The following is a 13,995-nucleotide window of genomic DNA, read 5'->3' as shown; positions in this document are numbered from 1 at the left end:
CTGATCGAATGCTGCGGTTTCAGCGTGGGTAGCGGTATTCATGACAAGCCTCCGGCCAGAGTCGAGCGCGCGGCGCGCCGACCCGAAAGATTTCAAAGAAAAAGGATGAGAAAAGAACGAGCTGAGCCTGCGCCGCTCAGAACTGCACCGGGATCTCCGGCGCGTCGCCCTTCTGGATTTCGTAGACCAGATTCGGCGAGCCGTTCTCCCACACCAGCAGCATCGAGCGCTTGGGGCTGAAGCCCTGGTGGCGGCAGTAGGCGGGCATGGCGGCGATGTCGCCTGCCTTCATGATCACGCGGGCCAGCGGCTTGCCGGTGTTCTTGTCCGAGCAGTTCCACTGGATCTCGTCGCTCATCTGGAAGAACCACTCCACGCGGTCATTGGAATGCAGGATCGGCAGGATGTGCTCTTCGGTCGTCGGGCACATGTAGCTGTGCTTGACGACGCTGGTGAACGAGGGGTTCCACGTGACCTGCGAGCGGCTCAGGAAGGCGAACAGGTTGAACGCGTGGACCTCGTTCTCGAAGCCGGGCTCGGGATGCAGCTCGGGCTCGTTCTGGGGCACGTCGGCGAAGCTGCGGTTGACCGGCGCGCCGCGTTCGTCCGAGCGCAGCTTGAGGTCGTCCTTGAGACCCACGCAGCGCTTGGCGAGTTCGCGGGCACGCGTCACCGCCGCCGTGTTGTTGCCATGCTTGCGGCCGTAGGGCGAGCCGGTTTCCAGCGGCGCGGCGAACGGATCGAAGCCTTCGTTGGTCCAGTCGTCGAGCATCTTCTCGAACACGTCGCGGATCTGGTCCACCGGGAAGTTCTCCAGCAGATCGACACCCGATTCCTTCATGGTCTCGTTGAACGCGCCGGCCTGCATGTCCACCGACTTGTAGTGGTTCACCGTGCCGATCACGTCGTCAAAATTCACGCCGCCGTAGAAGAAGCCCCAGGCCACGTCACGCATCAGCGCACGCAGAAAGTTGCCGATATCCATGGTGTGCGAGAGCGGACGGCCGTCCCGCGTGGTCCAGGTGATGTGAACGAAATACTCATCGCGGCGAAAGCCGAACGAGCCCAGCTGGAAGGTGCAGTAGCCGAGGTCTTGCGAAGGGTCTGCCGCCGATGTCTTGCGGGCTTGCGCTACGGTGTTCATGGTGTGTCTCCTTGAGGCGATGAATGTGATGCGGATGCGGATGAAGGACGTCGATCAGGTGAGCTGGCAGATGTCGTGCCAGCGCTCGATAGAGAGCTCGCCCTTGCAGGTCTGCAGGATCGCGACGCCGGGCTTGGTCGTGCGGATCTGGTAGGCCGTGTTCTTGGGCAGCAGCGCCTGGTGGCCACGCCCCAGCTTCATCCAGCCCATCTTCTTGCCCTGCGGCTCGCCCTTCACGAGAACGGTGCCGTTCTTCTCGACATCTGCGACGATCTGTTCACCTTGGAGCTGCACCAGATGGATCTCCATGTCGCCATCCATCGACAGCACGAACTCGTCATGAGCGCAGGTGTACCAGGGCGAGTTGCCTTCGGCGCGGATGGTCTCCAGCACGTAGATCTGGTTCTGGCCGAAGACCACCTTTTCCCAGGGCTTGGACTGGCCCGCGATCTCGAAGCAGTTCGAGAAGGCGTAGTTGCGGACGTCGTCGGTGATGTTCTCGACACGGCCCTTCTCGTAGGAGTTCAGGGAACCGAACTTGGTGGTGTACTGGCTGCTGCTCATTTCGATGTCTCCTTGCGTTGCTGGTATCAAAGAAGCGTTGCGCTTGACTGCAATGTAGGGAGGATCGAACATGCGGTGAATACACCAAAACGGCACTGCATTGTTCTGTGTTTCCGAACAATGGTAGGTACTATCCCTAGTCGTTCTAGGAGAGATACAGGCAATCCTCTGGCCTGTTGGGCGGTTCAAGAAACACGTTGACGCACATTCGGGTGCGCATCACGACTCATGTTGCACCGCACCCTGAAACCCGGCCACGGAACACCCGCCAATGGATCTGCTCCTGAACATCGAAGCCTTTGTCCGCGTCGCGCAAACCCAGAATTTCTCGGAGGCCGCCAGACAGCTGCGGGTCGCGCCCTCGGTGGTCACCACGCGCATCAAGCAGCTCGAGGAACATGTGGGAACGCCGCTGTTCCACCGCAGCACGCGGCTGGTGCGGCTCACCGAAATCGGACAGGCTTTCGTGCGCGAATCGACCGAGCTCGTCAACCGCTCGCAGAATCTTTTCGACCAGATGCGCGACGTCGGCGCCACGCCGTCCGGCGTGCTGCGGGTGCATGCGCTCACCGGTTTCGTGCTCGGGCGCTTCGCCACGGTTCTCAAGAGTTTTCAGGACGCCTATCCCGACATCCGCCTCGAGATGAGCGTGAGCGACGAGGTGGTCGATCCCGTCGCGGCAGGCGTCGATTGCGCGCTGCAGATCTTTCCGCCGGCGTCGATGGAGCTGGTCTCCAAGCAACTGTTTCCGGTGCGCCGATTGTTCTGCGCCACCGAAAAATACCTCAAGGAAAACGGCACGCCCACCGACCCGCGCGACCTGCACAAGCACCGCCTCGGCCTCTACTCACGCTACCCTTCGCGCGACCGCTGGGCCTTCCACCGCGCGGGCGAACAGATCACGCTCTATCTCGACGCCTCGCTGCTCACCAACAGCGTCCACCTGCTGCGCGACTTCGCGCTGGAAAGCTCGGGCATCGTCTGCGTGCCCACCTTCGTGGCCACTCCGGCGCTGCTGAGCGGTGAACTCACCCCGGTGCTGAGCGACTACCAGCTCTCGTCCTTCTGGTTCAGCGCCGTGTTTCCCCACACCTCACGCAACGCCTTCAAGCTGCGCCTTTTCATCGAGCACATCGCCGCGCCCTACAAGCGCACGCCCGCGTGGGACGAGCAACTGATAGCGCGCGGGATGGTCGGGCAGGATTTGATACTGGAATGATCAGGCGGCCACGGGTTCGAACACCTTGCCGCAGGGATCGATGCGAATACCCGGAGCAAGCTTGGTCCATGGAAGGTTCTCCAGCACCATCGGCATGGATCCAGGCGCCGCGGCGACGATGATCTCGCGGCCGATGGGGGTGTAGTCCGCACGGAAGTGCACCGCGCTCTTCACCACCAGAATGTCCTGCGCCGTAGGCTCGATCCCCACGAAGCGGAACATCGCCTGATCGGCCATCTGCACCTTCTGCGACGCCACGACGATGCGTACTCCGTCGATGCGCAAGCAGGCGGACGGGCCGAGATCGAGCCGGAAGCCACGGTAGTACGGCCCCGTCGCGTTGACCTTGCCATCCGAGATTTTCTCCACCACGAACTCAGCCTCGAAGGGCGCATCGTCCGCAATGCCGGATTTCCCGCCAAGCGCCAATCGCACGCGGTTGCCCTCGCCCGCCTGATGGGCCTTGGCTGCAGATTCCGCATCGACGATCAGGCCAATCGCGGCATTGACGGCCTTGCAGGCGACCAGCGCACGCAGCATGCCGGTGGAGTCCGAATTGCTGCCCGCGCCGGGGTTGTCCTGGGCGTCGGCAATGATCGTTGGCTTGCCGCTGCCCGCGTGGGACTGTGCGTAGCGAACGGCTTCTTCGGGCGCAAACAGCTTGCCCGCGAAGCGAGACTCGGCATCGAGCGCTGCCTGTGCGACCGGCGTGAGCAGCGCCTCGGCCTCTGCCTCTGTGTCGGCATAGGCCCAAAGCACGGGCGAGCACTCGGGAAAATCGGCCGCCGGGAACCCTGTGGCGAACGACAGATGCGTGTTCGCCGTTTCGGTCTGCTCCATCTGGCGATACAGGCTGCGAGCCGGCTCAATGTCGGTGCACTGCCAGCAAATGGGCACCAGATACGGCAGCCGCTTGACCGCCAGCGCAGGCCGTTTGCCCGTCTTCAGGCGTCGGGTCAGCAACTCGTAGGCACGCACTCCGGTGTCGTACATGTCGACGTGGGGATAGGTGCGGTAGGCCACCAGCACATCCGCGCTCTGCAGCATCTGCATCGTGACGTTGGCATGCAGATCGAGGCTGGCGACGATCGCCACCTTCTCGCCCACCAGCGCGCGCACGCGGCGCAGCAACTCGCCCTCGCCATCATCGAAATGCTGGGCCACCATCGCGCCGTGCAGGTCGAGGTAGACCGCATCCACCGGAAGCGCCGCGGCAATGCCGTCGACGATCATCTGCGCGATGCGCTCGTAGGTTTCACGCTCCACATGAGCCGAAGGGCTCGCCGCACACCAGGTGGTGGGAACGACTTCATCGCCGGCTGCCAGTGCCTTTTCCACAAAGCCTGCCGCAGGAATGTTGGAGCCCTGAATGGAGCCCCAGAGCTTGTCGCCCGAAACCATTCCCGGCCAGCCGCCGCCGGCCTGGAACGCAGCCCAGTCCGCCAGATCGGGAGCAAAGGTGTTGGTCTCATGCTGGAAACCGCCGTAAACAATTTTCGCCATGGTGTCCTCTTGGAAAAATGAAGCGTCGCGAGCCTTGCGACATCTACGGAAACGATCAATCAATGAGCCAGCGCCGCTTGCGCTGCGGGCTCGAACGAGCGGAAGTTCTGAAAGTCCCAGTGCCTGCCCGGCGCCGCGTCGATCAGGGCCTGCGTGTAGGCATGCTCGGGCTTGCCGAGCACCTGCTGCACGCTGCCGGACTCGACGATGCGCCCGCTCTTCATCACGATGATGGAGTCGCAGATCTGCGCCGCCACGCGCAGGTCATGGGTGATGAACAGCACGCCCACGCCAACGCGCGATCGCACCTCTTCGAGCAACCCGAGCACCTGCGCCTGCACCGACACGTCGAGCGCCGACACCGCCTCGTCGGCCACCAGCACATCCGGCTCCATGACCAGCGCGCGCGCGATGCAGATGCGTTGCCGCTGACCGCCGGAAAACTGATGCGGATAACGCTCCAGCGATTGCCTCGGAAGCCCCACCATGTCCATGGCCTGACGGGCTTTTTCGAGCGCCTGCTCGCGCGGCATGCCGTAGTTGACAAGGCCTTCGATCACCGAATCGCCGATGCGGCGACGCGGGTTCAGGCTGCGGTACGGGTCCTGAAAAACGATCTGGATGCGCTTGCGCAGCGGCAGCAGGGCACGGCGGCCAAGCGTCGTGATGTCGTCGCCCTTGAGCCGGATCTCGCCGGAACTGGGATCGATGAGCCGCACGATGCAGCGCGCGACCGTCGACTTTCCGGAACCCGATTCACCCACGATGCCGAGAATCTCGCCGCGTTTCAGAGTCAGCGCCACATCGCTGGCCGCATGCACCTGCTCGGGCTTGCGCAAAAAACCTCTGGCCTTGGGGTAGATCTTCTCCAGCGCGTTGACCTCAAGCACGGCCTCGGCCTCGGGCTGTGCGCGCGAATGGGGCACGAGGCTGGGCACGGAGGACACCAGCATGCGCGTGTATTCCTCCTTCGGAGCCGCGAGAATCTGCTCGCGCGTGCCGGTCTCGACCACCTTGCCTTGGTTCATGACCAGAATGCGGTCGGCGATTTCCGCGACCACGCCGAAGTCATGCGTGATGAAGACCACGGCCGTACCGTGCTTTTGCTGCAGTTCCCTGATGAGCGCCAGAATCTGCTTTTGTGTGGTGACGTCCAGCGCCGTCGTCGGCTCATCGGCGATCAACAGACGCGGCTTCAGGATGAGTGCCATCGCGATCACGATGCGCTGGCGCTGGCCACCCGACAACTGATGCGGGAACGAGTCGTAGATGCGCCGGATGTCCGGCAGGTGCACGGCCTCCAGCATCTCGAGCACCCGCGCGCGACGCTGCGCGCCGTTCATGCTGGTGTGCAGTTTGAGCACTTCCTCGATCTGCTTGCCCACGCGATGCACCGGATTCAACGCGGTCATCGGCTCCTGGAACACCATCGCCAGCTGCGATGCACGCAGAGCGCGCATCTGCCCGGCATTGAGCTGCAGAAGCTTGCGGCCTTCGAGATCGATCTCGCCCGAGGACACCTGCAGGCTCTCGGCAGGAAGCAGCCCCATGATGGCCAGCGAGGTCAGCGACTTTCCCGAGCCGGATTCACCGACGATGCACAGCGTCTCTCCGGCGCGCACCTGCAAGCCGAGATCGCGCACCAACAGCCTGGGCTGTCCTGCCGCATCGTCGCCGCCCTTGAGCCGGATGTTCAGATCCTTGACGGAGAGAACCACTTCGCTGCTTGCTTCGCTGCTTTTTTGTTCTTGCGTATTCATTGCCATACCCTTGATATCCCTTGAACTGAACGCATTCACATGCGCTTGGCCATGCGCGGGTCAAGCGAATCACGCAGGGCATCGCCCAGCAGATTCACGCTCAGCACGGTGAGAGAAAGCAGCACGCCGGGGTACAGCACCAACCCGGGAATGAGCTGAAAGTAGGCTCGCCCTTCGGCCATGATGTTGCCCCAGGACGATGTCTCCGGAGGCACGCCCGCACCCAGGAAACTCAGGATCGCCTCGGTCAGGATGGCGGATGCGAAGATGTAGGTGCACTGCACGATCAGCGGTGCGATGGTGTTGGGCACGAGATGGCGCATCATCAGCGTCGGCAGCGGCGTGCCGAGCGTCTGCGCGGCCTCCACATAGGACTCGTTGCGCACGCTCAGAATCACGCCGCGCACCAGACGCACCACGCGCGGCACTTCGGGCACCGTGATCGCGATGAGCACCGTGAGCAGGCTCGAACCCGACAGCGACACCAGCGCAATCGCCAGCAGAATGCCGGGGATCGCCATCAGCCCGTCCATGACGCGCATGACGATGGCATCGACCCAGCGGAAGTATCCCGCCAGCACGCCCACGAACAAACCGATGACGAGACTGAACGCCGCCACGCCCAGCCCCACCAGCAGCGAGACGCGCGCGCCATACAGAATGCGGGTGTAGACATCGCGCCCATAGGCATCCGTCCCAAGCCAGTGCTCCGCCGTGATGGGCTTGAGACGCTGAGCCGGGTTGATGGCCGTGGGGTCGGAGGACGTGAGCAGCGGCGCGCAGATGGCGATGAGAACCAGCGCCGTCAGCACCAGCAGGGACAGCATCACCGGCCAGCTCTTGAGCGTGGCGACGAGGTGCGCGCGCGTGGGTGAAACCGTGGCTTCGGCCGGCGTTTCCGGTGTTGCAGCGGGGGACATGGATAGTTGGGACATGCTGAAGAACCTCAGTAACGAATCCGTGGATCGAACACGGTGTAGGACACGTCCACCACCAGATTGATCAGCACATAGACCAGTGCGAACAGCAGGATCAGCCCCTGAATGACGGGGTAGTCACGAGCAAGAACGGCCTCCACCACCAGACGGCCCAGCCCCGGAAGGTTGAACACCGATTCGGTGACCACCACCCCGCCGATCAGCATGGCGATGCCCACGCCGATGATGGTGACGATGGGAACCGCCGCATTGCGCAGCGCATGCCCCAGCAGCACGGCGCGTTCACCGAGGCCCTTGGCACGCGCGGTGCGGATGAAGTCCTCGTTCATCACCTCGATCACGCTGGTGCGCGTGATGCGAGCGATGAGCGCGATGTAGACCGTGCTCAGCGCAAGCGTCGGCAAGGTGATGGAGCGCAGGAACGGCCACAGGCCCTCTTCCAGCGGCTTGTAGCCCTGGACCGGAAACCAGCCAAGCCCCAGAGAGAACGTGAGGATCAGCACATAGCCCGTGACGAACACCGGTATCGAAAAACCCAGCACCGACGCGGCCATCACCATGCGATCAAGCAGTTTGCCCTGACGCCACGCCGCGAGCACGCCCAGAGGAATGGCCACCACGATGGCGACGATGATGGTGCTGATGCACAACGCAATCGACGGCCCCATGCGCTGCCCGATCATCTCGGCCACGGGCGTCCCCGACAGCAGCGAGGTGCCGAAGTCGCCCTGCAGCAGCTGACCGATCCAGTGCAGGAACTGCATGTAGATGGGCTCGTCGAGCCCCAGGTTCTTGCGGATGGCGTCGAGCTGCTCGGGCGTCGCGGAGTCACCCGCCAGAATCGCGGCAGGATCCCCCGGCGTGAGCCGGAGGATGGCGAAGACGACGGCTGCCACCACAGCCATCACTGGCAGCGCGGCTGCCATACGTTTCAGTATGAACGCGAACATGACGGTTGACTCTCTCTGATGCTGAAGACTGGGCTTACTTCTTCTGGACGTTCCAGAACACCGGCACCGGAGACTCGAGCATGCCGCTCAGGTTCTTGCGATAAGCCGCCGGCACGTAGTACTGGCCCATGGGCAGCAGCACGCCTTCGTCGATCACCAGCTTCTGGATCTGGCCTGTCAGTTCCTTGCGCTTGGCTTCGTCCGGAGTGCGCGAGAACGCGACGCGCAGGCGTTCGATCTCGGGCACATCGGGCCAGCCGAACCATGCACCCTTGCCGTTGGCGGCCACGCCGAACGCGCGCAGCGGATCGGATGCCTCGGCCATCACGTTGTTGGTGGCGAAGATGTTCCAGCCGCCTTCCTTCGGCGCGGACTGCACGGCGCGGCGGGTCACCACCGTCTGCCAGTCCATCGCCTGCATGTCGACCTTGAAGCCTGCAGCGCGCAGCGCCTGGCCAATCACCACCGGCTGCGAGTTCACCGAGGGCGTGTCGGTGGGCTGCAGAATCACGACGGGCGTACCGTCATAACCAGCCTCCTTCAGCAGCTCCTGCGCCTTCTTCACGTTGGCCTTGAGGGTGACGTCCGCCCCTTCCTGACTTGCATAAGGCCCCTCGCAGCCGAACAGCGCCGCGCAGGTCTTGTAGTACTTGGGGTTGCCGATCACGGCATGCAGCACGGGCTCCTGGCCCACGGCGTACATGGCCGCCTGCCGGATCTTCTTGTTGTTGAACGGCGCATGCAGATGGTTCATGCGCATGACGGTCTGGTAGCCCTGCGGGTCCAGCACCTTGATGGCGATGTCCTTGTTGGCGTTAACGATGGGCTCCAGATCGAACGGCAGCTGCTCGAGGTAATCGATCTCTCCGTTGGCCAAGGCGTTCACCGAGGTCATCGAGTCGGGGGTGGCGATCCACTTCACGCGGTCCACCAGCACCTTCTTGCCACCGGCGAGGCCGCTTGCGGGCTCCGCACGCGGAACGTAATCGGCGTTCTTCTCGTAGACCACCTGCACGCCGGGCTTGAATTCCGCCGTGACCATCTTGAACGGGCCGGAGCCGATGTACTGCGTGATCGCCTGCGTGGGCGGCGTGTCGGCGATGCGCTTGGGCATCATGAACGGCACCACGCCGCTGGGCTTGGCCAACGCACGCACGGCCAGATCGCTCGGCTCCTTCATGGAAATCTGGAAGGTCGAAGCGTCAACCACCTTCATGCCCGCCATCTCGCTGGTCAGCAGCTGGCCCATCTTGTCCTGCGTTGCCCAGCGCTTGATGGAAGCGACGCAATCCTCCGCCGTCACCGCGCCACCGTCATGCCACTTCAGGCCGTCACGCAGCTTGAAGGTGTAAGTGCGTCCATCATCCGAGGCCTTCCACTCCTGCACCATCTGGGGGCGGATCTTGCTGTCCTTGTCGGTCGCGAGCAAGGTGTCGTAGATCATGTAGCCATGGTTGCGCGTGATGTGCGCCGTGGTGATGATCGGATCCAGCACGCGCAGGGGCGAGTGCATCACGGCGTTGATCGTGGTCTTGGTCTGCGCCACGGACATCAGTCCGCAGGTCACCAAGGACACCGCGATGGCGGCCTTGCTCAAGTGATGGAAAGCTCGGGTCATGGTCTCATCCTCCTGGTTGAAAAAATGGCGTGGTTCGCGGTCGCATCGGCCGTCATGCCGCAGAGATCCGTCCGGCATCGAGCGCGCTGGAAAGCGCCTGTCCTTGAACGAACAGACGGTCGAATTCGTCGGCTGGCATCAGGGCTCCGCCGGTGGTCCATACGATATGGTTGGCCGTTGGCATGAACGCATCGAGTCCGGTGGAGCGCAGATACTGCTGTCCCTCCTTGGAGCCCAGCAGCGCGCGAGGACCGCTCACGGCGGCTGCGGCGGAAGGCTCGACCTTCAGATCGGCCATGCTCTTCAAGCGCCACAGATCCATCACCATGCGCTCATCGGATGCAACAACCATGCCTGCCAGACGCGTGCGCATCATCGAATAGACCAGCTCCGAAGCCTGCGGCACGGCGAGGCCATCGGCAATCGTGCGGTTGTGCTGGCCTGCGTCGTAGATGCTGATGCCCTCCACGTCCGGGTTCTGCATGCGCACCAGAAAGCACGAGGAATCCTCGGGCTCGACGAAGAAGCAATGCACATGTTCTCCGAACACGTGCTTCAGGCCATAGCAGACCCCACCCGGCGCACCGCCGACACCGCAGGGAATGTAGACAAACAGCGGATGCTCGCGATCCACGCGCACGTTCAGGTCCAGCAGTTGCCGCTGAAGCCGCAGCGCTGCGACCGCATAACCGCAGAACAGCGATGGCGACTTCTCGTCATCCACAAAATGCGAAAACGGATTCTCACGCGCCAGATCACGTCCGGTGGCCACTGCTTGCGCGTAGTCGCCGGGATACTCATGCACGGTCACGCCATGGCTTCGCAGCAGGCGCTTCTTCCACTCCTTGGCTTCAGCGGACATGTGGACGCTGGCCCTGAAGCCCAAAGCGGCGGACATGATGCCGATGCTCATGCCGAGGTTGCCAGTCGAACCCACGGCAACCTCATATTGGGCAAAGCATTCACGCGCCGTCGCCGACGCCAGCTGCTCATATCCATCGTCATCCTTGAGCAGCCCACGCTCCCGCGCAATCTTCTCGGTGAACTCAAGCACCTCATGGAAACCACCCCGCGCCTTCACCGATCCGGCGACGGCGAGCTGATGGTCCGCCTTCACCCAGAACGTACCGTACTCATCCGCGCCCGGCGCGATGACGTCAGCGGAGAGTGACAGCAATGGGGATTCGACGATGCCTGCGCTCTTGTCGAGTTCAGGGAACAGCTTTTTCAGCAGCGGCGCAAATCGGGCCAGGCGCTGCTCCGCCGCAAGCACATCATTGATAGTAATATTTCCAACTTCAACCTCCTGTGCTTGACCGCCATATTCCGGATTGATCCAAAGCGCAGGCGCTTGACTCAAGCCGATATTCGAATGACCCTGCATCAGTGATTTCCCCTATAAAAACAAGGCACCTTGTGCTGCTTTGCCAGATGTTGCGAGTAGGTTCATTCTGTGGACTGCCTCTATCGATGGCAAGTCAATGCTGTCAATCCATGCATTAGTAAAACTAATGAAAAACACACTTTCTCCCTCACTCCTCACCTGGCTCCGATGCTTTGATGCAGTGGCCCGAAATGGCAGCTTCACCATCGCGGCGCGAGAGCTGCATGTCACTCAGGGCTCCATCAGCCAGCAGGTCAAGAAGCTCGAGGAGTACCTTGGCATCACCCTGCTGCATCGCGGGGGGAAGACGCTTTCACTCACGCGCGAGGGAGCTCGCCTCTCGCTGGTCTCGGGGCAGGCGTTTCAATCACTCAACCAGGCCGTGGACAAGCTGCGCCAAACCCATTCGCGCAAGGACGTGCCGCTGAATCTGAGTTGCTCTCCGTCCTTCGCCATGCTGTGGCTCACGCCGCGCGTGGGCGATCTGCTGCGCGAGCAATCGGGCATGTCGGTGCGGATCTACGGCGAGTTTCACAGCCTCGACCGCTTCGGCATGAGCGTGAGCGGCATTCAGGTCGGCATACGCTTCGACCCCGGCCACTATTTCGACCTGCATGCGGACCGCTTTCTCGACGAACTGCTGGTGCCCGTGGCATCACCGGACTTTCTGAGACGCCACCCAGAAATCCAAAGCGTGCAGGACATCCCCACCGACGCGATGCTGCACGACGCAAGCGCGTGGCACAACGCACCGGCCACGGTCGAATGGGACACCTGGCTTGAAGGCATGGGAGAGACACCGCCCAAGCACAGCGGCGTGCACTTCAACCTGTCGCAGCTCGCCATCGTTGCAGCCCTCAGCGGTCAGGGCATCGCCATGGGACGACTCGCGCTGGTCTACGACGAACTGGTCAGCGGGCGGCTGGTGGTGCCCTTTCCCTTGGCCTTCGCCGTGCCATCAAAGGCGCACTACCACTTCATCTTCAGGAATGAGCCCACGGGAACGAACGCGCATCTGCGAGATTGGCTGCACAGCGCAGGCGAGCAGTTCACCGCAGACCGCGATGATCTGCTGGAACGCTTGGATGTGCAGACGCTTTCATCTTGAAGACCATCGCATGCGGGGTTCACCGCGGGCGCCACTGCCGATGACGACTGCGGCATTTGATGCCGAACCCCTTATGCCACGAACGCTCCACCGATATGAAGCTCCATTTCAAGCGCCATCCGAAGTACCTTCTCACCCAACGCACGACCCATGCGTAAGTGACTATTCACACTTACGTAATCAGAAATGACGTGATGTCAGGCTTTTCGACCGCAGATTGAAAGACAATCTCGGCCACCATGATCGTTCGTCCCAATTTGCATTGGCTGCGCATGCTGTTCGTATTGCGCGGCTCGGTGCTCCCCAAGATCGCTCCTCAGCTGATCGCCGCAACTGCTTTCGCCATTCTCGTCACCTGGTTGCATGGTTCCATTCTGAGCTGGAAGGTGTCGCTGAACTTTGTCCCTTTCTCGTTGATCGGCTTGACGCTGGCGATCTTTCTGGGGTTTCGCAACAGCACCTCCTACGCACGCTACTGGGAGGCCCGAACGCTCTGGGGCACGGTGCTCAATGGCTCGCGCACGCTGATCCGGCAAGCGCTCACGCTCACCAAAGATCAACAGCACACCGCCACGCTGATCAACCGGCTGTGCGCCTTCCCGCATGCCATGAAGCACCAGCTGCGTCGCACCGATGCGCGTGCCGATCTGGAGAAATTCCTGCCTCCGGCTGAATGCGAACGCGTGGCGAACTCCGCCTTTCCCGCCAACATGACGCTGCTTCTGGTCGGCGAATGGCTCGGAGAACGTCTGCGCGATGGCAACATCCAGCCGGTGATGGAGACATCGTTCGAGCGGCCACTTGAAGTGTTGACCGCGGCCATCGGCGGCTGCGAGCGCATTGCGAGCACGCCCATTCCGTTCACCTACTCGGTCATCGTTCACCGCAGCATCTATCTCTACTGCTTCTGGTTGCCGTTCGGCCTGCTGGACGCCATCGGCACCATGACGCCGGTGATCGTGTGCTTCATCGCCTACACCTTCTTCGCGCTCGAGGCGCTGGGCGCGGAAATCGAAGACCCGTTCGGCACCGCGCCCAACGACCTCGCACTCAATGCGATGGCGCACATGATCGAGACTTCACTGCTCGAAATGGTGAACGAAAAGCCCAGAACGGCGAAACCCGAGGTCAAGGATTTCGTGCTGCTGTGAAGCCCGGATGCGGCATGCAGTGATGCGATGATGCAGTGAAGGGACGCGCCCCTGAAATCAGTCAGGGAGCGCGCCGGAAAAAACAAAAAAGGCGGAGCATGCTCCGCCTTGGTTCCTGCCGCGCAAGCGCGGCCTCGTTCGTCTCTTCAGCGCCCCAGAATCAACTGCGCGATCACGCCGGACGCGATGGTCACGAGCATGTAGTCGCCACCATACTGCACCCACTGCTGGCCGCGCCCCGGTTTCTTGAGTCCATGGTGCTGCCAGTCATTGACGACATATTGGTGTCCACGGTACTGCTGCGGCACACGCCCACCCTGACGCCACTGCTGATCCGGTCCCGCACCGCGCGCATGCTGCTGCTCCGGCGAATGTTGCTGCGGCCCCTTGTGAGCCTGTGCGGGAGCGGGCTTCGGCGCCGCGCGCACGGGAGCCTGATGCGATTGCTGGCGGCCGGCATCCCGCGATTGCGGAGCCGATCGTTGTTGCTGCTGCTCATGCTGCGGCCCCTGACCGCGCTGCGGTTGCGCGTTCGCCATGGGCGCGCACAGCCCGAACGCGAAAGCCGATGTCGCCAGAAAGGTACCGATCTTCGATGCTTGCATTGTGTTTTTTCCTCACTTCGAATGGATGATTCAATGCTAGCGCCAAGGGCG

Annotated in this window: 12 protein-coding genes; 3 read left to right on the top strand and 9 right to left on the bottom strand. The window is 62.4% G+C overall.

From position 1 onward, the window contains the following. Positions 1-136: 136 nt before the first annotated feature. Both ISG32_RS15995 and ISG32_RS15990 read right to left on the bottom strand, forming a co-directional pair. Positions 137-1,144, bottom strand: a complete 1,008-nt coding sequence (locus tag ISG32_RS15995; protein ID WP_194772025.1) for a hydroxyquinol 1,2-dioxygenase — start codon at positions 1,142-1,144, stop codon at positions 137-139. Positions 1,145-1,198: 54 nt separating this feature from the next. Continuing rightward, positions 1,199-1,708: a cupin domain-containing protein gene (locus tag ISG32_RS15990; RefSeq protein ID WP_194772024.1), complete on the bottom strand. Its 510-nt coding sequence runs from the start codon at positions 1,706-1,708 to the stop codon at positions 1,199-1,201. Between the two features lie 271 nt (positions 1,709-1,979). Here ISG32_RS15990 and ISG32_RS15985 point away from each other — a divergent pair, with 271 nt between their 5' ends. Next, positions 1,980-2,927: a LysR family transcriptional regulator gene (locus ISG32_RS15985; RefSeq protein WP_194772023.1), complete on the top strand. Its 948-nt coding sequence runs from the start codon at positions 1,980-1,982 to the stop codon at positions 2,925-2,927. Here the strand turns inward: ISG32_RS15985 and ISG32_RS15980 are convergent, their stop codons facing one another. The 6 genes from ISG32_RS15980 to ISG32_RS15955 all read right to left on the bottom strand — a co-directional run bounded on the left by ISG32_RS15980 (position 2,928) and on the right by ISG32_RS15955 (position 11,080). Then, a complete protein-coding gene (locus ISG32_RS15980) occupies positions 2,928-4,430 on the bottom strand; it encodes a M81 family metallopeptidase (protein ID WP_194772022.1) in 1,503 nt (500 codons plus the stop codon). It abuts the gene before it with no gap. A gap of 59 nt (positions 4,431-4,489) precedes the next feature. Beyond that, entirely contained in the window at positions 4,490-6,190 is a 1,701-nt protein-coding gene (locus tag ISG32_RS15975) for an ABC transporter ATP-binding protein (protein ID WP_194772021.1), read from the bottom strand. Positions 6,191-6,225: 35 nt separating this feature from the next. Next, complete coding sequence (locus ISG32_RS15970) at positions 6,226-7,125, bottom strand: ABC transporter permease (protein ID WP_228529865.1); 900 nt, start codon at positions 7,123-7,125, stop codon at positions 6,226-6,228. 11 nt (positions 7,126-7,136) lie between these two features. Further along, positions 7,137-8,078: an ABC transporter permease gene (locus tag ISG32_RS15965; protein WP_194772020.1), complete on the bottom strand. Its 942-nt coding sequence runs from the start codon at positions 8,076-8,078 to the stop codon at positions 7,137-7,139. Between the two features lie 34 nt (positions 8,079-8,112). Continuing rightward, the gene (locus ISG32_RS15960) at positions 8,113-9,630 is read right to left on the bottom strand and encodes an ABC transporter substrate-binding protein (protein WP_407645071.1); all 1,518 of its coding nucleotides are present in this window, start codon (positions 9,628-9,630) and stop codon (positions 8,113-8,115) included. A 118-nt stretch (positions 9,631-9,748) separates the two neighbouring features. After that, positions 9,749-11,080, bottom strand: coding sequence for a D-serine ammonia-lyase (locus tag ISG32_RS15955; RefSeq protein ID WP_194772018.1), 1,332 nt, complete (start codon positions 11,078-11,080; stop codon positions 9,749-9,751). Between the two features lie 97 nt (positions 11,081-11,177). Between ISG32_RS15955 and ISG32_RS15950 the strand changes: the two genes are divergently transcribed. Next, the gene (locus tag ISG32_RS15950; RefSeq protein WP_323745945.1) at positions 11,178-12,188 is read left to right on the top strand and encodes a LysR family transcriptional regulator; all 1,011 of its coding nucleotides are present in this window, start codon (positions 11,178-11,180) and stop codon (positions 12,186-12,188) included. Between the two features lie 239 nt (positions 12,189-12,427). Further along, positions 12,428-13,339, top strand: coding sequence for a bestrophin family protein (locus tag ISG32_RS15945; RefSeq protein WP_194772016.1), 912 nt, complete (start codon positions 12,428-12,430; stop codon positions 13,337-13,339). 146 nt (positions 13,340-13,485) lie between these two features. Here ISG32_RS15945 and ISG32_RS15940 read toward each other — a convergent pair whose 3' ends face one another. Further along, on the bottom strand, positions 13,486-13,944 hold the full coding sequence (locus tag ISG32_RS15940; protein WP_228529863.1) for an RcnB family protein: 459 nt from the start codon (positions 13,942-13,944) through the stop codon (positions 13,486-13,488). Positions 13,945-13,995 lie beyond the last annotated feature (51 nt).

Source organism: Diaphorobacter caeni (assembly GCF_015354245.1).
Lineage (GTDB): Bacteria > Pseudomonadota > Gammaproteobacteria > Burkholderiales > Burkholderiaceae_C > Diaphorobacter_A > Diaphorobacter_A caeni.
This window is presented reverse-complemented; position numbering and strand designations above follow the sequence as displayed.

Bases quoted from the DNA above. Each gene is read 5' to 3' on its own strand.
- ISG32_RS15975 (WP_194772021.1), bottom strand. From the start codon at position 6,190: ATGAATACGCAAGAACAAAAAAGCAGCGAAGCAAGCAGCGAAGTGGTT.
- ISG32_RS15995 (WP_194772025.1), bottom strand. From the start codon at position 1,144: ATGAACACCGTAGCGCAAGCCCGCAAGACATCGGCGGCAGACCCTTCG.
- ISG32_RS15965 (WP_194772020.1), bottom strand. From the start codon at position 8,078: ATGTTCGCGTTCATACTGAAACGTATGGCAGCCGCGCTGCCAGTGATG.
- ISG32_RS15950 (WP_323745945.1), top strand. From the start codon at position 11,178: ATGCTGTCAATCCATGCATTAGTAAAACTAATGAAAAACACACTTTCT.
- ISG32_RS15940 (WP_228529863.1), bottom strand. From the start codon at position 13,944: ATGCAAGCATCGAAGATCGGTACCTTTCTGGCGACATCGGCTTTCGCG.
- ISG32_RS15990 (WP_194772024.1), bottom strand. From the start codon at position 1,708: ATGAGCAGCAGCCAGTACACCACCAAGTTCGGTTCCCTGAACTCCTAC.
- ISG32_RS15970 (WP_228529865.1), bottom strand. From the start codon at position 7,125: ATGTCCCAACTATCCATGTCCCCCGCTGCAACACCGGAAACGCCGGCC.
- ISG32_RS15955 (WP_194772018.1), bottom strand. From the start codon at position 11,080: ATGCAGGGTCATTCGAATATCGGCTTGAGTCAAGCGCCTGCGCTTTGG.
- ISG32_RS15945 (WP_194772016.1), top strand. From the start codon at position 12,428: ATGATCGTTCGTCCCAATTTGCATTGGCTGCGCATGCTGTTCGTATTG.
- ISG32_RS15985 (WP_194772023.1), top strand. From the start codon at position 1,980: ATGGATCTGCTCCTGAACATCGAAGCCTTTGTCCGCGTCGCGCAAACC.
- ISG32_RS15960 (WP_407645071.1), bottom strand. From the start codon at position 9,630: ATGTCCGTGGCGCAGACCAAGACCACGATCAACGCCGTGATGCACTCG.
- ISG32_RS15980 (WP_194772022.1), bottom strand. From the start codon at position 4,430: ATGGCGAAAATTGTTTACGGCGGTTTCCAGCATGAGACCAACACCTTT.